This window comes from Serinicoccus sp. JS2-9, assembly GCF_059025165.1.
Window position 1 is genome coordinate 1,234,582 of record NZ_CM180091.1, and the last position, 17,055, is coordinate 1,251,636.

Annotated in this window: 15 protein-coding genes; 10 read left to right on the forward strand and 5 right to left on the reverse strand. The window is 72.5% G+C overall.

All coding sequences use genetic code 11. The annotated features are described in order from the left end of the window. Window positions 1-31: 31 nt before the first annotated feature. The 3 genes from AC5PYY_RS06195 (at window position 32) to AC5PYY_RS06205 (ending at window position 2,621) form a co-directional block, all read left to right on the forward strand. Complete coding sequence (locus AC5PYY_RS06195; RefSeq protein WP_493898911.1) at window positions 32-703, forward strand: response regulator; 672 nt, start codon at window positions 32-34, stop codon at window positions 701-703. Window positions 704-871: 168 nt separating this feature from the next. Further along, the gene (locus tag AC5PYY_RS06200) at window positions 872-1,588 is read left to right on the forward strand and encodes a response regulator transcription factor (protein WP_493898912.1); all 717 of its coding nucleotides are present in this window, start codon (window positions 872-874) and stop codon (window positions 1,586-1,588) included. Next, window positions 1,578-2,621, forward strand: coding sequence for a sensor histidine kinase (locus AC5PYY_RS06205; RefSeq protein ID WP_493898913.1), 1,044 nt, complete (start codon window positions 1,578-1,580; stop codon window positions 2,619-2,621). The genes AC5PYY_RS06200 and AC5PYY_RS06205 overlap by 11 nt, the downstream gene beginning before the upstream one ends. Window positions 2,622-2,720: 99 nt before the next feature. Here AC5PYY_RS06205 and AC5PYY_RS06210 read toward each other — a convergent pair whose 3' ends face one another. Both AC5PYY_RS06210 and AC5PYY_RS06215 read right to left on the reverse strand, forming a co-directional pair. Continuing rightward, window positions 2,721-3,461, reverse strand: a complete 741-nt coding sequence (locus AC5PYY_RS06210) for a cytochrome c biogenesis CcdA family protein (protein WP_493898914.1) — start codon at window positions 3,459-3,461, stop codon at window positions 2,721-2,723. 1 nt (window position 3,462) lies between these two features. After that, window positions 3,463-4,062, reverse strand: coding sequence for a thioredoxin family protein (locus AC5PYY_RS06215; RefSeq protein WP_493898915.1), 600 nt, complete (start codon window positions 4,060-4,062; stop codon window positions 3,463-3,465). Window positions 4,063-4,157: 95 nt separating this feature from the next. On the opposite strand from AC5PYY_RS06215, the gene AC5PYY_RS06220 reads away from it, so the two are divergent. The 3 genes from AC5PYY_RS06220 to AC5PYY_RS06230 all read left to right on the forward strand — a co-directional run bounded on the left by AC5PYY_RS06220 (window position 4,158) and on the right by AC5PYY_RS06230 (window position 7,317). After that, the gene (locus AC5PYY_RS06220) at window positions 4,158-4,832 is read left to right on the forward strand and encodes a pyridoxal-phosphate dependent enzyme (RefSeq protein ID WP_493898916.1); all 675 of its coding nucleotides are present in this window, start codon (window positions 4,158-4,160) and stop codon (window positions 4,830-4,832) included. Between the two features lie 164 nt (window positions 4,833-4,996). Further along, window positions 4,997-6,103 carry an ATP-binding protein gene (locus AC5PYY_RS06225; protein ID WP_493898917.1) on the forward strand — a complete coding sequence of 369 codons (1,107 nt, stop codon included), beginning with the start codon at window positions 4,997-4,999 and terminating at the stop codon, window positions 6,101-6,103. Beyond that, complete coding sequence (locus AC5PYY_RS06230; RefSeq protein ID WP_493898918.1) at window positions 6,100-7,317, forward strand: MFS transporter; 1,218 nt, start codon at window positions 6,100-6,102, stop codon at window positions 7,315-7,317. The genes AC5PYY_RS06225 and AC5PYY_RS06230 overlap by 4 nt, the downstream gene beginning before the upstream one ends. Before the next feature lie 105 nt (window positions 7,318-7,422). On the opposite strand, the gene AC5PYY_RS06235 is transcribed toward AC5PYY_RS06230, so the two are convergent. Further along, entirely contained in the window at window positions 7,423-8,010 is a 588-nt protein-coding gene (locus AC5PYY_RS06235) for a GNAT family N-acetyltransferase (RefSeq protein WP_493898919.1), read from the reverse strand. Between the two features lie 204 nt (window positions 8,011-8,214). On the opposite strand from AC5PYY_RS06235, the gene AC5PYY_RS06240 reads away from it, so the two are divergent. Further along, the gene (locus tag AC5PYY_RS06240) at window positions 8,215-9,783 is read left to right on the forward strand and encodes a CYTH and CHAD domain-containing protein (RefSeq protein ID WP_493898920.1); all 1,569 of its coding nucleotides are present in this window, start codon (window positions 8,215-8,217) and stop codon (window positions 9,781-9,783) included. Between the two features lie 132 nt (window positions 9,784-9,915). Here the strand turns inward: AC5PYY_RS06240 and AC5PYY_RS06245 are convergent, their stop codons facing one another. Both AC5PYY_RS06245 and AC5PYY_RS06250 read right to left on the reverse strand, forming a co-directional pair. After that, window positions 9,916-10,434, reverse strand: a complete 519-nt coding sequence (locus AC5PYY_RS06245; RefSeq protein ID WP_493898921.1) for an O-acetyl-ADP-ribose deacetylase — start codon at window positions 10,432-10,434, stop codon at window positions 9,916-9,918. Window positions 10,435-10,506: 72 nt separating this feature from the next. Next, the gene (locus AC5PYY_RS06250) at window positions 10,507-11,889 is read right to left on the reverse strand and encodes a cobyrinic acid a,c-diamide synthase CobB (RefSeq protein ID WP_493898922.1); all 1,383 of its coding nucleotides are present in this window, start codon (window positions 11,887-11,889) and stop codon (window positions 10,507-10,509) included. On the opposite strand from AC5PYY_RS06250, the gene AC5PYY_RS06255 reads away from it, so the two are divergent. From AC5PYY_RS06255 to pstS, 3 genes are all read left to right on the forward strand, one after another. After that, window positions 11,888-12,781: a ZIP family metal transporter gene (locus AC5PYY_RS06255; RefSeq protein ID WP_493898923.1), complete on the forward strand. Its 894-nt coding sequence runs from the start codon at window positions 11,888-11,890 to the stop codon at window positions 12,779-12,781. The genes AC5PYY_RS06250 and AC5PYY_RS06255 overlap by 2 nt on opposite strands. A 300-nt stretch (window positions 12,782-13,081) precedes the next feature. Continuing rightward, on the forward strand, window positions 13,082-15,652 hold the full coding sequence (gene clpB / locus AC5PYY_RS06260) for an ATP-dependent chaperone ClpB (protein ID WP_493898924.1): 2,571 nt from the start codon (window positions 13,082-13,084) through the stop codon (window positions 15,650-15,652). Window positions 15,653-15,858: 206 nt separating this feature from the next. Then, window positions 15,859-16,968: a phosphate ABC transporter substrate-binding protein PstS gene (gene pstS / locus AC5PYY_RS06265; protein WP_493898925.1), complete on the forward strand. Its 1,110-nt coding sequence runs from the start codon at window positions 15,859-15,861 to the stop codon at window positions 16,966-16,968. Window positions 16,969-17,055 lie beyond the last annotated feature (87 nt).

A 17,055-nucleotide genomic window follows, 5' to 3' on the forward strand; every position in this document is an offset into this window, starting at 1 on the left:
CGCGGCTCTGGCTGGGACAATGAGCGAGGGTATGCCGCAGGCCATCCGCCCCCGCGTCGTCCTGATCGATGACGACCCGTTGGTGCGGGCCGGGTTGAAGATGCTGCTCGGCGGACCGGACGGGGTCGAGGTCGTCGCCGAGGCAGAGGACGGCGACCAGGCGCTCGAGCTGGTCGGACGGCACCAGCCGGACGTCCTCCTCATCGACGTGCGGATGTCGCGGGTCGACGGCCTCTCGGCGACCCGAGAGGTCCTGGCGCGCTGGCCGGCGACCAAGGTGCTGGTGCTCACCACCTTCGACGCGGACGACCTGGTGCTGCAGGCCCTGCGGGCCGGTGCGCGCGGCTTCGTGCTGAAGGACACCCCACCGTCCCGTCTGGTCGCGGCGGTCCACGAGGTGGCCGCGGGGGACCACGCGCTCTCGCCCTCGGTGACCGCGCTGCTCGTGCGAGAGGTCGCCGGGAGTGACGCAGCCTCCGCCGAGGATCGCGGCGGGCACGCGCGCCGGCAGCTCGCGCGACTCACCGAGCGCGAGGCCGACGTGGCCCGCGCGGTCGCCGGCGGTGGCTCCAACGCCGAGATCGGCAAGGAGCTCTACCTCTCGGTGCCCACCGTCAAGGCCCATGTCTCGAGCATCCTGTCCAAGCTGGGGCTCGCCAACCGGGTGCAGGTCGCGCTGCTCGTGCACGACGCCGACCGCTGACTCTGCCAGCGACCAACGTTGGGATAGCACGACCCCCATCGGCAAGTTTGCCGATGGGGGTCGTGCTATCCCGTGGTCGGTCCGGAGAGTGGGGCGCTGGGAGAGTGGCGAGCCGGCCGTCACCGGCTCGTCACACCTCTGCGCCTCGGCACGGCATACCCTCCCCTCGTGGGCACGGTGCTGGTGGTCGAGGACGAGGCGACGGTGCGGGAGGTGATCTGCGCCTATCTGCACCGCGCCGGTTTCCCGACGCACGAGGCGGCCGACGGTCTCGTCGCGGTCCGCGCCTTCCCCGACGTGCGGCCCGACCTGGTGATCCTCGACCTCATGATCCCGGGTATCGACGGCTTCGAGGTATTGCGGCGCATCCGCGCGGTCGACCCGCGGGTGCCCGTCATCATGCTCACCGCGAGGTCGACCGAGGAGGACCGGATCGCCGGCCTGGAGGTAGGCGCGGACGACTACGTCACCAAGCCGTTCAGCGCCCGTGAGCTGGTGCTGCGCGTGCAGGCCCTGCTCCGACGTGCCGCGGGTGACCGGCCCGCCGAGGATCCGCGTGGGCGGGGCGTCGTCCGCGACGGCGACCTGGAGATCGATCTGGCCGGTCGGCGCGTCACCCGCGCTGGCGCCGAGGTGCTGCTCACCGGACGCGAGTTCGACCTGCTGGCCCACCTCGTGACCCACCCGGGTGTCGTCCTCACCCGCGATGACCTGCTGCGTGAGGTCTGGGGCTGGGACGTGGGGGATCGATCCACGGTGACGGTGCACGTCCGGCGGCTGCGCGGCAAGGTCGAGATCGACCCCGGTGAGCCGACCCGGATCAGCACGGTGTGGGGCCAGGGTTACCGCTGGGACCGGGCCCGGGAGGACGACGATGCGACCTGAGGTGGAGGCGGTGGTCCTGGCGGCCGGCACCGCGGGTGCCGTCGGGGTCGCGGGCGCGGCGGCGACCCTGCTCGTCGCCCGGCGCTCCCCGGCGGCAGCCACGCTGCTCGGACCGGTGGTCGGTGTGGCCAGCGTCGCGGCGGGCGTCGTCGTCACCAGCCGGGCGATGTTTCTCTCCGAGCACGACTCCACCCTGGTGGCCCTCGTGCTCGCCGCGGCGATCCCCGTCGCCCTGGCCATCGGGGTGCTGCTCTTCCGTGCGGTCCGGCGGATGGACCGCGACAGCGCGCAGCGCCTTGCCGACGAGCGGCGCGAGGCGGCCCTCGCCCGCAGCCGGCAAGAGATGGTCGCCTGGGCCTCGCACGACCTCCGCACGCCGTTGTCGGCTATCCGGGTGATGGCCGAGGCGCTCGAGGACGGGGTGAGCGCGGATCCGCGCGACTACCACCGCCGCATCCGTGCCGAGGCGGACCGGATGACCGGCATGGTCGACGACCTGCTCGAGGTCTCCCGGCTGCGCAGCGGCACCGCCGGAGGTGACCGCGAGCTCCTCGACCTGGGCGAGCTGGTCGCGGGCGTCGTCCGTGGCCAGCAGCCGGTGGCGGCGGAAGCCGGTGTCAGGCTCGGTATGCCGTCGCACTCGTTGCTGTCCGACGCCTCTACGTCCGCGCCCACTCCGGTCCGCGCCGTGCCCGGTCACCTGCAACGGGTCGCGGCCAACGTCATCAGCAACGCGGTCCGCGAGACGTCGCCGGGCGGCGCCGTGAACGTCCGCGTCGAGCCGGACGCCGCAGCCGCCGTGCTGACCGTCGAGGACGGCTGCGGCGGACTCCCGCCCGACGACCTGGCCCGCGTCTTCGAGCCCGGCTGGCGCGGATCCACCGCCCGGTCGGCGCAGTCGGGTGCAGGGGCAGGGGTGGGGCTCACCATCGCCCGGGCTCTGGCCGAGGACGCCGGAGGGTCGGTCGATCTGGTCAACGCCGGCGACGGCTGCCGGGTGACGGTCCGCCTGCCACTGCACGAGCGGACCTGACGGTCCGCCCGCCGTTGCACGCACGGACCTGACCGCCCAGCGTCGCCCAGCGCTGGATGCCGACTGCCCCGCGCTCGGTCCTGACGGTCCGCCTCCCGCTCAGCGCTCGGGGATGAAGCCGGAGTCCAGCTCCCACGGCGCGATCGGCGAGTGCTCCAGGATCCAGGCCTGCAGCTCGCGGTCCAGGCCGAGCCCGACGGCCACGCAGACGAGCACGAAGACCAGCCCGAGGCCCCGCTGCAGCCAGCCCCGCGGGTCGGCCGCCCACCCGAGTCGCCGGATCACCTTCTGCCCCGCCAGCGCCACGACCAGCAGCGTCCCGCTGAGCCCGACGCAGTAGGCCGCCAGCAACGCCAGCCCATAGCCGAACTCGGCCGGCAGCACGGTCACGACGACATAGGCATACAGCGGGCTGCACGAGGAGAACACCGGCCCGAGCGCCGCCCCGGTCAGCACCTGCCCCCCGATCCCGTCACGCTGCTGCGCTCCGTGCAGCCCGGCATGGCTGCGGGAGGCGAGGGACAGGGCGGCGCTCGCGCGCTCCCACAGCACCGGGAAGAGCATGACGCTCCCGAGCACGATGAGCAGTCCACCCGAGCTCCACCTCCACACCCCGGGCGGCACTCCGATGAGCGCCGTCGTCCCCTTGAGCGCCAAGGTAAACACCGCCACCGACAGACCCAGCGACGCCGAGACGACGAGCGCCCGTCGCGTCTGTCCCGCGGCGGAGGCGTCGCCCCCGCGCAGCGACCCGCCGACGATGACGGGCAGCAGCGGCAGCACGCAGGGCGCCAGCGTCGTCAGGACGCCGGCGACCAGCGCGCCGAGGAGGGCGATCACCTCAGCTCTCCGTCTCGGCCAGGATCTCCTCGCCAGAGGTGGAGCCGGTCCAGGTCGCGACCTCCTCGCCCTCCCCGTCGACCTGCACGAAGGTGTGCTGCTGCGTCACGCCGTACTGCTGCCGCAGCTCGGTCATCTCGTCGTAGTCGATCTTGACGACGGTCAGTCCGTCGGGGACGCCATTGCCCGTCAGGCTCTCGTCGGTCGCGCGGCAGTCGGGGCACCAGTCGGCGTGGAAGAAGAGCACGACGGCACCGTCGTCGGCGTCGTAGGCACCCGGGTCGGCGGCGTAGTCGGCATAGTCGACGTAGCCGGACATCATCTCCTCCGAGCCCATCGCCTCCTCCGACTCCTCCATGTCGTCGTCGGACTCATCCATCTCCTCCGAGGTCATGTCCTCGTCCATCTCCTCCGAGGTCACGTCCTCGTCCATGTCCTCCGAGGTCATGTCGCCGTCCATGTCCTCCGAGGTCATCTCCTCGCTCATCTCCTCCGTCGAGGCAGGCGAGGCGTCGGTGGCGTCATCGGTCGTGCCGCAGGAGGCCACCACCAGGGCGATGGCGGCGGCGGCGAGGCTGGTGGTCACAGTCGTGCGTCTCATACCCCTGACCCTGCCGCGCGGGTCGCCCCACAGGTGTTGCCGATTCCTTACGGTCCTGTTGCCGAAGCCTGACGTCGTGCCGCAGTCTTGCCGGTATGCCGCAGCTCCCGACCTTCGCCGACGTCGAGGGTGCCGCCCGGGTCCTGAACGGCGTCGCCCACCGCACCCCGGTCCTCGCCTCGCGGCGCCTGGACGAGCTGGTCGGCTGCCGGGTGCTCCTCAAGTCCGAGCACCTGCAGCGGGTGGGCGCCTTCACGTTCCGCGGCGCCTACACCGCGCTCTCGGCCTTCGACGACGCGCAGCGCGCCGCCGGGGTCGTCGCCTACTCCTCCGGCAACCACGCCCAGGCGATCGCGCTCGCGGCACGTGAGCTGGGCATACCCGCCACGATCGTCATGCCGCACGACGCGCCGGCGCTCAAGGTCGCCGCGACCCAGGGCTATGGCGCCGACGTCGTGCGCTACGACCGCTACACCGAGGATCGCGAGGCGATCGGCCGAGCCATCGCCGAGGAGCGGGGCGCCACCGTCGTCCCGCCCTACGACCACCGGCACGTCATCGCCGGGCAGGGCACGGCCGTCAAGGAGCTGCTCGAGGACGTCGGCGAGCTCGACGTCGTCGTCACCCCGCTGGGCGGAGGAGGTCTGCTGTCGGGGTCGATCCTCGCCGCCCACGCGATCTCCCCACGGACCCGGGTGTATGGCGTGGAGCCGGCCGCGGGCGACGACGCCCGCCGCTCCCTGCAGACGAGCGCGTCGGCGTCGTGCTGACCGGAGGCAATATCGACCTGCCCCGCTTCGCCGGGTTGGTCGGTGGCGACAGGTAGACAGGAGCCATGACCTGACCTGGCTCCACAGGGAGTAGAACAAGTAAAACCGTGTTCGCAAAGTATAACAAGTATAATGACGACGATGAGGCGGAGAGGAGGGTTCTGGTGACGCAGGGGGACAACCCGTTCCGACCCAGTTTCGGCGTGAGTCCGCGGGTGCTGGTGGGGCGAGAAGACGTGCTTGACGAGTTCGACATCGGCCTCGACGAGGGGCCTGGCTCGCCCATGCGCTCGCTGCTCATCAGCGGCTCGCGCGGCATCGGCAAGACCGTCATCCTCAACGCCCTGGAAGGGCGGGCCCGCACGCGCGGGTGGCACGTGATCCGGTTGCCGGAAGGCCCAGGTCTGCTGGCCGAGCTCGAAGACACCCTCCTGCCCGCGCTGCTGACCGAGCACGACCCGAGGGCCGAGACCACCAGGGTCACCGGGGGCAGCATCAGCGCCGTCGGTTCGATCGCGACCGAGACCGACCGGGCCTTCCCGGTCGCCCCCCACCTCGGCTCGATGCTGGACCGGCTGGCCCATATCGCCGAGGGCCACGGGACCGGCATCCTGCTCACCCTCGACGAGGTCCAGGCTGCTGCCGCGGCAGACCTGGCCGGGCTCGCCTCGGCCTACCAGCACCTGGTGCGCGACCAGCGGGAGGTCGCGCTCGTGGCGGCCGGGCTCCCTTCCGGCATCGGCAACCTGCTCGCGCAACAGGGCTCGACCTTCCTGCGCCGCGCCGAGCGGGTCGAGCTGGGGCAGCTCGACGCGACGGAGGTGTCCGACGCCGTGGTCCAGACCGTGCGGGGAGCGGGTCGGGTGATCAGCTCTGCGGCGGTCGAGCTGCTGGTCCAGCTGGTGCACGGCTATCCCTACCTGTTCCAGCTCGTGGGCTACCACGCCTGGCGGGCCGCCGGCAGCGGCGAGGTCATCACGGAGCGCGATGTCGCCGACACCAGATCGATCGTCATCGACCGGATGAGCAGACTCGTGCACACTCCCGCGCTGCGCGAGGTGCCGCAGGGCGAGCGGGACTACCTGCGCGAGATGGCCGTCGACGACGGGCCCAGCTCGACCGGCGAGCTCGTCACCCGGCTGGGCGTGTCCAAGCAGCACGCCAACGTGCTGCGCACCCGGCTGATCGAGCGCGAGCTCATCGTCCCGGCAGGACACGGCTACGTCGACGTGGCGCTGCCCTATCTGCGCGAGCACCTGAGGCGCGGGTGAGCGCGCCCACGGACGAGCGCGTCCACATACCCTCCGAGATCTGGATCCTCGTCGGCGCGAGTTTCGTCATCGCCGTCGGCTTCGGCCTGATCTCACCGGTCCTTCCCGGCTTCGCCCAGACCTTCGACGTGGGCACCACGGCGGCCGCGATCGTCGTCTCGGCCTTCGCCTTCTTCCGGCTCGTCTTCGCCCCCGCCGGGGGCGCGCTGGTCCAGCGGCTCGGGGAGCGTCCGGTCTATCTCACCGGCCTGCTCATCGTCGCGATCTCGGCCCTGGCGACGGCCTTCGCGCAGACCTACTGGCAGCTGCTCGTCTTCCGGGGGCTCGGCGGCATCGGCTCCACGATGTTCACGATCTCCGCGCTCGCGCTCGTCGTGCGGCTCGCGCCCCCGTCGATCCGGGGTCGGGTCTCCTCGCTGTGGGGCAGCGCCTTCATCGTCGGCAGCATGCTCGGCCCGGTCATCGGTGGCCTCATCGCCGAGTGGGGGCTGCGCGTGCCCTTCGTCGTGTATGCCGTCGCGCTCGTCATCGCGGCCCTCGTGGTCGGCCTCGGGCTGAGCGGGGCGCGGCTGCGGCCCGCGCCGGAGGACGCCGAGCGGCAGGTGCTCACCGTGCGGGAGGCGCTGGCCGACCGGGCCTACCGCGCGGCGTTGCTCTGCGGCTTCGCCAACGGCGCGAGCAATCTCGGGGTGCGCATGGCGATCGTGCCGCTGCTGGCCGCGGCGGTTCTCGACCGGCCCTGGGCGGCCGGCGCGACCCTCACGGTCGCCTCGATCGGCACCGCGGCGACGCTGCAGGTCACGGGCCGGGTCGCCGACCGGCACGGCCGGCGACCGCTCATCGTCGTCGGCATGCTCACGACGGCGGTGTCCTTCGGGTTGCTCGGTCTCGCGCTGCTCCCGGGCCTGAGCACGCCCGCCTCGCTCAGCGTGCTCTTCGGGCTCAGCCTGCTCTCCGGGATCGGTGCAGGATTCGTCAACCCGGCGCAGCAGGCGGCGCTGGCCGACATCGTGGGGCAGGACCGCAAGGGCGGCACGGTGCTGTCCAGCTATCAGATGGCGACCGACGTCGGCGTCATCCTGGGGCCCGTGCTCGTCGGGCTGGTGGTCGACAGCATGGGCTTCGGCCCGGCGCTGGCCCTCACCGGAGTGCTGGCCGCTGGAGGAGCGCTGGTCTGGCTCCGCGCGCCGGAGACGCTCGGCCGCTCGGAGTGACCACGGGATAGCCCGACCTTCATCGGGAAAGACGCCGAGGAAGGTCGGGCTGTCCCGTGGTCACTCCCGGTTCCTCCAGCGCCGGCGGAGAGGAGGCCGAGGAGCTCAGGCCGAGGTCGCGGCAGCCCGCCAGTCCTGCTCGAGGATCGCCATGACGTGGCAGTCGACCCAGCCGTCGGCATACCGCAGCGCCTGCCGCTTGGTCCCCTCGAGCCGGAAGCCGACCTTCTCGTAGACCCGCCGTGCGCGCGGGTTGAAGGCATAGACCTCCAGCTCGACCCGGTGCAGGCCCAGCCCGGCGAAGGCGTGGTCGACAGTGAGCCGCGTCGCCTCGGTGCCCAGCCCGCGGTCCCGGGCCCCGCTGATCCAGACGCGGAAGCCGATCGACCGGTTGCCCGGGTCGTGGTCGAGCAGGACGCTCTCCCCGACCACCTTGCCCGTGCTGCGCTCGAGGATGGACCAGACCTGCCGGTCGTCATCGGTCGCCCAGCGCGCATAGATCTCCTGCAACTGCGCGACGGTCCACCGCTCATCGTCGTTCTCGTCGTCGGCGTGGATCGACCCGGTCAGCCGGGCGACCTCCCCGTCCGCCATCAGGGTATGCAGCCGCTCCACGTCGGCGGCCGTCGTCGGACGCAGCTCCACGAGGGCGCCGGTGAGGACGGGGGTATGGGTGAGGTCGGGCGACGCCATGACGACAACCTACGACCGAGAGCCTCGACTGTTCGGTCCGAGAGCCTCGACTGTTCAGTCCGAGAGCCTGGCATGTGCGGTCCGAGAGCCTCGGGCGTCGCGGGCGTGCACACCAGGCTGCTGGAGTGCGCCCACGAGGCTGCCGGAGTGTGCAGGCGAGGCTGTCGGTGCGGGGGTGCGGGTCGGCGCGGCATACTGCCAGGTATGCCGCACGTCGAGATCGAGCGGAAGTTCGACATCTCCGTCGACGCGCCGTTGCCCGGGCTCGGCGGGATCGTCGGCGTCGGGGAGGGCCGACCCCTGCGGATGCGAGCGGTGTACGTCGACACCCCGCAGCTGCTGCTGGCCCGGCACCGGATCACGCTCCGTCGCCGGGAGGGCGGCACCGATGAGGGGTGGCACCTGAAGCTCCCGGCAGACCAGGGCCGCCGCCTGGAGTTCCACGCACCCTTGACCTGGGGCCCCGACGTCCTCGAGGTGCCCGAGGAGCTGCAGGAGACGGCCCTCGCGGCCCTGCGAGATGCGGGCGCCGTGGACTCCGACGGGGTCGACACCGCTGGCAGCGACCAGCCCGACGACGGCGGCGACAGCCTCCGCGGGCCCCAGGCGGCGCTGCTTCCCGCGGCGACGCTCACGACATACCGTGTCGAGGTGGACCTGACCGGCTCGGAGGGACAGGTCCTCGCCCAGCTCTGCGACGACGACGTGCGGGCGCAGCCGGCGGGCCAGTCGTGGCGCGAGCTGGAGGTCGAGCTGGTCGAGGGAGACGAGGCGCTGCTCGACCGGATCACCGAGGAGTTCGGTCGCCAGGGCGTGCCTCAGGTGGCGACCCCCTCGAAGCTCGGTCGAGCACTGGGCGACCGCCCGACCCGGGCAGCCGACGGGAGGGGACCCCGGCGGTCGGGTCCGGCCGCAGACGTCGTGCGCGAGCATCTGCTTCTGCAGGTTGCTGAGATCGTCGGCCGCGAGGACGACGTCCGCGCCGACCAGCCGGACGCCGTGCACCAGATGCGCGTGGCGACCCGTCGCCTGCGATCGGCGCTGCGGACCTTCCGGCGGCTGCTCGACCGCGAGGTCACCGATCCACTCCGTGACGAACTGCGCTGGCTGGCCCACGTCCTCGGCGCGGCCCGGGACGCAGAGGTGATGAGGGACCGGGTCCTGGGTCAGCTCGACGAGATCCCTGCCGAGCAGGTGAGTGGGCCGGTCCGGGAGCGGGTCGAGGTCGCGGCGACCGCGCGGCATACCCCGGCCCATGCCGCCGTCGGGGCGGCACTCGACTCGCCGCGCTACGCCGCGCTGGCGGGCGACCTGCGTCACCTGGTGGCCGAGCCGCCGTGGCGCGGACGCGCTCGCCGGCGTGCCAGGCGGGTGCTGCCGCCCCTCGTCGACCGCGCTGCCGAGCGCGCCGTCCAGGCCTGGGACCTGGCCGCAGGCACGGAGGGGGAGGAGCGCACCCGGAGGCTGCACGACGCCCGCAAGCGGGCCAAGGCCGCACGGTATGCCGCCAAGGCGCTCCAGCCCAGTTTCGGCCGCCAGGTCACTGTGCGCGCGCGGGCCTGGAAGCAGGTGACCCAGGCCCTGGGTGAGATCCAGGACGCGGCGGTCACCTCCCAGTGGCTGCTGGAGCTCGCGCGCGATGCTGAGGCTGCGCGGGAGTCGACGCTCACCTATGGCGCGCTCCTGCAGCAAGAGTCACAGTGTGCAGCGAAGGCCGACGCGCGGGCCGCAGACCTCCTCAACGCCGCCGCCCGGCGCGCCCGGACCGACTAGGGCAGGCTGTCGGATCGAGCAGATGAGGCTGCCAAAGTGGGCAGGCGAGGCTCTCGGTGCGGGTCGTGGCCCTGCCCCCCCTCGCACCGGACGCGCGTTCGTCACGCCGCGAGACCGTCGTCGTGTGGGGATCTAGTGTGTCAGCGCGGCCTCGAAGGCCGTGAGTACCGGCTCGCTGAAGAGCACGAAGCGCACCTCGGTGATCCCCGGCACCGCCGCTTCGGTATGCCGCACGGTCGCCACCGCCACGTCCGCCACCTCGGCGGCGTCCCAGCCGTAGACCCCGGCGCTGATCGCCGGGAAGGCCACCGAGGTGGCCCCGACCTGATCGGCCACCTCCAGGCTGCGCCGGAAGCAGGACGCCAGCAGATCCGGGTCGGTCTGGCCGCGGTGCCGGTTCGGCCCCACCGTGTGGATCACCCAGCGCGCCGTGAGGTCGCCCGCACCCGTCGCCACCGCCTCGCCGACCGGCAGCCCGTCGTGCCACCGGGCCGCGCGTACGCGGCGGCACTCCTCGAGCAGTGAGGGCCCGGCCGCCCGGTGAAGCGCGCCGTCCACCCCGCCGCCGCCCAGGAGCGTGGAGTTGGCCGCGTTGACCACGGCATCGATGTGCGCCTCGGTCAGGTCGCCCTGTTCGGCCGTGATCCGCATCCCCTCATCGTGCCGCGCCCGTGCCTCCCCCGCGAGGTGGCCCCGACTCGACGCCGTGGACCCCGCCCCGGATCACACCTCGGCGGAGATGAGGTGGAAGAAGCTGCCGGTGACGCGCCCGCGCCGCGACCCGCGATCGGCCACGTCCGACCCATCCGCATCGACCACCTCGGCCAGCGGTTCGTCCGGTGACTCCACAACCCGGCAGTAGTGGAACTCGTGGCCGCGCAGCTCCGCGCCGGCCGGGTAGCCCGCCACCGGCCCGAGCAGGGTGGCCCGGCGGTAGCCCAGGTGGAGCTTGCGCTTCTCGTAGCTGCTGACCAGCCCCAGCAGACCGGCCATCTGGTGGCGCACCCCGTCGGCGTCGACGAGCGCCTCGCCGAGCACCATGTAGCCGCCGCACTCCCCGTGCACCGGGCGCGTGCGAGCGTGCTCGACCAGGCCGTCGCGGAAGGTCGTCGCCGCGGCGAGCCGCCCGGCGTGCAGCTCGGGGTAGCCCCCGGGGAGCCACACCACGTCGGCCTCAGCGTCGGGCGCCTCGTCGGCGAGCGGCGAGAACGGCAGGATCTGCGCCCCGGCCTCGCGCCACCCCTCCAGCAGGTGCGGGTAGGTGAAGGAGAACGCCTCGTCGCGCGCGATGGCGATCCGTTGCGCCGGCGGCTCGGGCAGCTGCCCGCGTCCCCCGGGCAGGTGCCCCTCCGGTATGCCCTCGCCCGGCCCGGACGCGTCCGAGCCGGACGGGATCACCCCACCCGTGCTCGCCTCCCGCGCGGCAGCGCGCACCGCGTCGAGGTCGACGTGCTCGCGGACCAGCTCTGCGCATCCGGCGATTGCGGCCTCCAGGTCCGGATTCTCCGTCGCCTGGACCAGGCCCAGGTGGCGCTCGGGAAGCGTCAGCTCGGGGCGTCGCGGGAGGACGCCGAGCACGGGCAGCCCGGCCCGCTCGATCCCGGCGCGCACCAGCCGCTCGTGCTTGGGGCTGGCCACCCGGTTCACGAGGACGCCGGCGATCGGCAACTCAGGCGCGTAGGCCGCGAAGCCGAGCGCCACCGCCCCGGCGGACTGCGCCTGCGCGGAGCCGTCGATCACGAGCACGACCGGCCACCCCAGCAACTGCGCGGTCTCGGCGGCGGTGCCCCCGCCGGAGCGCCCGGGCCGCTCGACCCCGTCGAAGAGCCCCATCGCCCCCTCGGCGACCCCGATGTCCGCCCCGGAGGCCCGGTCGACGATCGCCGCGAGCAGCGCCGGGCCCATCGCCCAGGTGTCGAGGTTGAAGGAGTCGCGCCCGCTGGCCGCCCGGTGGAAGGCCGGGTCGATGTAGTCCGGCCCCGACTTGAACCCCTGCACGGCGAGCCCGTCGTCGCGCAGGGCTCGCAGCAGGCCCAGGGTGACGGTGGTCTTGCCCACCCCGGAGGCGGGCGCGGAGACGAGCAGGCCGGGAGGCGTGGGAGGCATGGATCCATCCAAGCAGTCGCGGCCGGGCCTCGCCGGGGGCGGTCGGGCATACTGCGACCGTCCTGTCGGCCCGAGGAGGTATGCCGTGGCGCTCGCCCTGCTCGTCACCGTGCTCGCCGGCCTGTCGACCTGCGTCGGCGGCTGGCTCGGGACCCGACCGCTCACCCTGCGGCCGGGGGTCCTGGCGTCCTCGTTGGCGTTCGCTGCCGGCCTCATGATCAGCATCTCGGTCGTCGAGATCGCCCCCGCGTCGGTGGCCGCGTTGGCCGCGCGAGGCTCCCCAGGCGCCGCACTCGGCTGGGTGCTCGGCACCATGGCCGTGGGGGCCGGAGTGGTCGCGCTGCTCTCCCGGCAGATGCCGCACCACATCGACCCCTCCCAGGTCGGCGGGGGAGGGGAGCTGCGCCGGGTCCGCTCAGGCGAACTCGACGTGCACCTGCTGCGCAGCGGGCTCCTGCTCGCCGCTGTCGTCGGCCTGCACAACCTGCCGGAGGGTCTGGCCACCTTCCTCACCACGCTGCGCGAGCCCTCCGGCGGGCTCGTGCTGGCGCTCGCCATCGCGATCCACAACGTGCCTGAGGGGGTCGCCGTCGCCGCCCCGATCTACGCCGCGACCGGCAACCGCCGCCGGGCGCTCTGGTGGGCCACCCTCTCCGGCCTCGCCGAGCCGCTCGGTGCCCTGCTCGGGTATGCCGTGCTGCGCCTGGTCCTCCCCGGTGACTGGATCGACCTGTCGCTGGCGCTGGTGGCCGGGATGATGATCGCGGTCAGCTTCCTCGAGCTGCTCCCGGCGGCGCGCCGCTACCAGGCGCGTCCGGCGGGGCCCCTCGTCGGCTTCCTGCTGGGCGCGGTCCTCATGGTGCTCTCGCTCGCTCTGCTGCGCCTCGCCTGATCGACCGCCCGCGCGATATGTCGTGACCGGCCGCGCGATATGCCGTGACCGGCCGCACGATATGCCGTGACCGACCGCGCGATATGCCGTGACCGACCGCGCGATATGCCTTGACCGCCCGCGCGGTATGCCGTGACCGCCCGCACGATATGCGCGGACCGTCGTCGTTTCTCCGGCGACAGGCGTCGAGGGAACCAGAGTTGAGTGGAATAGACTCAACTTTGCCCGGGTTGCTCAGACAGATACTTTTACCGACACGGAAGCGGCCTCGAGGGAGGCCGGGAGGAGCACCGCATACCCATGGATCTCAACCTCACCACCAAGGCCCAGGAGGCCCTGTCCACCGCCGTCCGGGACGCCGCCGCGGCGGGGCACGCTCAGGTCGAGCCGGCGCACCTGCTCGCAGCGCTGGCCCATCAAGGGGACACCACGACCGCGCCCCTGCTGGAGGCGGCCGGCAGCTCGCCGCAGGTGGCGAAGCAGGCGGCCGACCAGGTGCTGTCGACGCTGCCCCGCGCCAGTGGCGCCAGCATGGGCAACCCCGGTCTGTCCCGCGCCATGCACGGCGTGGTCAAGGACGCCCAGGAGGCGATGGTCGCCATGGGCGACTCCTTCGTCTCCACCGACCACCTGCTCCTCGCGCTCGCCCGGGCCGGTGCCGTCCCGGGTCTGGACGCCGCGGCCCTGGAGGAGCGGATCCCCGCCCTCCGCGGTGGGAAGAAGGTCGACTCCGCCGACCCCGAGTCCACCTTCGACGCGCTGGGGAAGTACGGCACCGACCTCACCGCACTGGCCCGCGACGGCAAGCTCGACCCGGTCATCGGTCGGGACGGCGAGATCCGCCGCGTGGTCCAGGTGCTCTCCCGACGCACCAAGAACAACCCGGTGCTCATCGGAGACCCCGGCGTCGGCAAGACCGCCGTCGTCGAGGGCCTGGCCCAGCGCATCGTCGCCGGCGACGTGCCCGAGTCGCTGCGCGACAAGACCCTCATCGCCCTCGACCTCGGCGCGATGGTCGCGGGCGCGAAGTACCGCGGCGAGTTCGAGGAGCGGCTCAAGGCTGTGCTCGCCGAGATCACCGGCAGCGACGGTCAGGTCATCACCTTCATCGACGAGCTGCATACCGTCGTCGGGGCGGGTGCGAGCGGCGACTCCTCCATGGATGCCGGCAACATGCTCAAGCCGCTCCTCGCCCGCGGGGAGCTGCGCATGGTCGGCGCGACCACGCTGGACGAGTACCGCGAGAACATCGAGAAGGACCCGGCCCTGGAGCGCCGCTTCCAGCAGGTCTTCGTCGGCGAGCCGAGCGTCGAGGACACCGTCGCCATCCTGCGCGGCCTCAAGGAGCGGTATGAAGCGCACCACAAGGTCGCGATCGAGGACTCCGCGCTGGTCGCCGCGGCGGATCTGTCGGACCGCTACATCAGCGGGCGCCAGCTGCCGGACAAGGCGATCGACCTCGTCGACGAGGCCGCCAGCCGGCTACGGATGGAGATCGACTCCTCGCCGGTCGAGATCGACCAGCTCCAGCGCCAGGTCGACCGGCTGACGATGGAGGAGATGCACCTCGCCCGCGAGGACGACGAGGCCTCGCAGGCCCGGCTGGCCAAGCTGCGCGCCGACCTCGCCGACCGCCGCGAGGAGCTGGCCGCCCTGACCGCCCGCTGGGAGGCCGAGAAGACCGGGCTCAACCGGGTCGGCGAGCTCAAGGCACGGCTCGACGACCTGCGCACCCAGGCCGAGCGGCTGCAGCGGCAGGGTGACTACGAGGGCGCGTCCCGGCTGCTCTACGGCGAGATCCCCGCGGCCGAGACCGAGCTGGTGGCTGCGCAGGAGGAGGAGTCCGCGCTGAGCACCGACACCGAGAGTGCGCCGATGGTCAAGGACGAGGTCGGTCCCGACGACATCGCCGACGTCATCTCGGCCTGGACCGGCATCCCCGCCGGGCGGCTGCTCGAGGGCGAGACCGAGAAGCTGCTGCGGATGGAGGACGTCATCGGGCAGCGGCTCATCGGGCAGCGGCGCGCCGTGCGCACCGTGAGCGACGCGGTCCGCCGCGCCCGCGCCGGCATCTCCGACCCGGACCGGCCGACCGGCTCCTTCCTCTTCCTCGGCCCCACCGGTGTCGGCAAGACCGAGCTCGCCAAGTCGCTCGCCGACTTCCTCTTCGACGACGAGCGCGCGATGGTCCGCATCGACATGTCGGAGTATGCCGAGCGGCACGCGGTCGCGCGCCTCATCGGCGCGCCCCCCGGCTACGTCGGGTATGACGAGGGTGGCCAGCTCACCGAGGCGGTCCGGCGGCGCCCCTACAGCGTCGTGCTGCTCGACGAGGTCGAGAAGGCACACCCCGAGACCTTCGACATCCTGCTCCAGGTGCTCGACGACGGCCGGCTCACGGACGGGCAGGGCCGCACGGTCGACTTCCGCAACGTCATCCTCGTCATGACGTCCAACCTGGGCAGCCAGTACCTCATCGACCCAACCACCGACGAGCAGGCCAAGCGGGAGCAGGTCATGGCGGCCGTCCGGGCCAACTTCAAGCCCGAGTTCCTCAACCGGCTCGACGAGGTCGTCATCTTCGACCCGCTGAGCCAGGACGAGCTGGCCACCATCGTCGGGCTCCAGGTGGCCGAGCTGAGCCGCCGGCTGGAGGGTCGCCGGATCTCCCTCGAGGTGACCGACGCGGCCTCCCGGTGGCTGGCCGAGCGTGGCTTCGACCCCGCCTACGGGGCCCGGCCGCTGCGCCGCCTGGTGCAGACCCAGATCGGCGACCGGCTGGCCCGGGCGTTGCTCGCGGGCGAGGTCCGCGACGGCTCCACCGTGGTGGTCGACGTCGACGGCGAGGGAGATGGCCTGGTCCTGCGCTGAGCAGGGGCGCGACGGCATACCGTCGCCGAACCTTGAGCGTGCCGGACTTTCGTCCCTCGTTTACCGCTCGTTCATCCAACGCCGTAGAACGCGTCACGTGCGGCTCCTACTTTTCGGAAGCGTTGGCGACGCCGCCAGCGCGCCCTGGACGCGCCGGTGTCACCGGCCGGGGGTGCGACCCTGACAGACGTTGAGAGAGGTTCCCCGTGAAGCAGCACCGCTTGACCCGCACGGTCGCCATCGCCATGGCGGCGTCCTTCGCGCTCGCCGCCTGCGGCGGCGACGACGACAGCAGCTCGGACGCCGGCGGCGCCGAGAGCGGTTCCGAGGGCGGCGACGCCCTTTCCGGTCGCCTGGTCGGCGCCGGCGCCTCCTCCCAGGAGTCGGCCATGACCGCATGGATCGCCGGTTACCTCGAGGTCGAGCCCGAGGTCGAGGTGCAGTACGACGCCGTCGGCTCGGGGGCGGGTCGCGAGCAGTTCCTGGCCGGAGCCACCGACTTCGCGGGCTCGGACGCCTACCTGGACGAGGAGGAGCGGGGCATGGTCGGGGACGCCTGTGCCAGCGGCGAGGCGATCAACTTCCCGATGTACATCTCCCCGGTCGCCGTCCCCTACAACCTGCCCGGCGTCGACGAGCTCAACCTCGCGCCGGAGGTGCTCGCCGGGATCATGAACGGCGACATCACCATGTGGAACGACGAGGCCATCGCCGCCGACAACCCTGACGCCGACCTGCCCGAGCAGGAGATCACGGTGGTCCACCGTTCCGACGAGTCCGGCACCACCGAGAACTTCATGGAGTACCTCACCGCCGCGGCCCCGGACGCGTGGCCGCACGAGGCCTCCGACGCGTGGCCGATCGAGGGCGGCGAGGCCGCAGCGCAGACCACCGGGGTCATGCAGGTCATCAACTCCACCGAGGGCACCATCGGGTATGCCGACGCCTCGGCCGTGACCGGTCAGTCCGCGTCCATCGGGGTCGGGGAGGAGTTTGTGCCCTTCTCGCCGGAGGCGGCGGCCAAGGTCGTCGAGACCTCCGGGTCGGCGGACACGGGCGTCGAGGGCGACCTCGCCCTGGACCTCGCGCGGGACACCACCGAGTCGGGCGCCTACCCCATCGTGCTGGTGAGCTACCACATCGCCTGCAAGGAGTACGACGACGCCGACCGCGCCAACAACGTCAAGGCGTTCCTGTCCTACGTGGCCTCCGAGGAGGGCCAGCAGGCGGCGTCCGACGCGGCCGGCTCGGCCCCGATCGGTGAGAACACCCGGGAGCAGATCATGTCCTCGATCGACATGATCCAGGGCGGCTGAGCCCGTCCGACATCGAGTTGACGCCATGACGGCGGACGTCGCCCCCGGGGACGTCCGCCGTCATGTGCGTGACACGGCCCGACGACC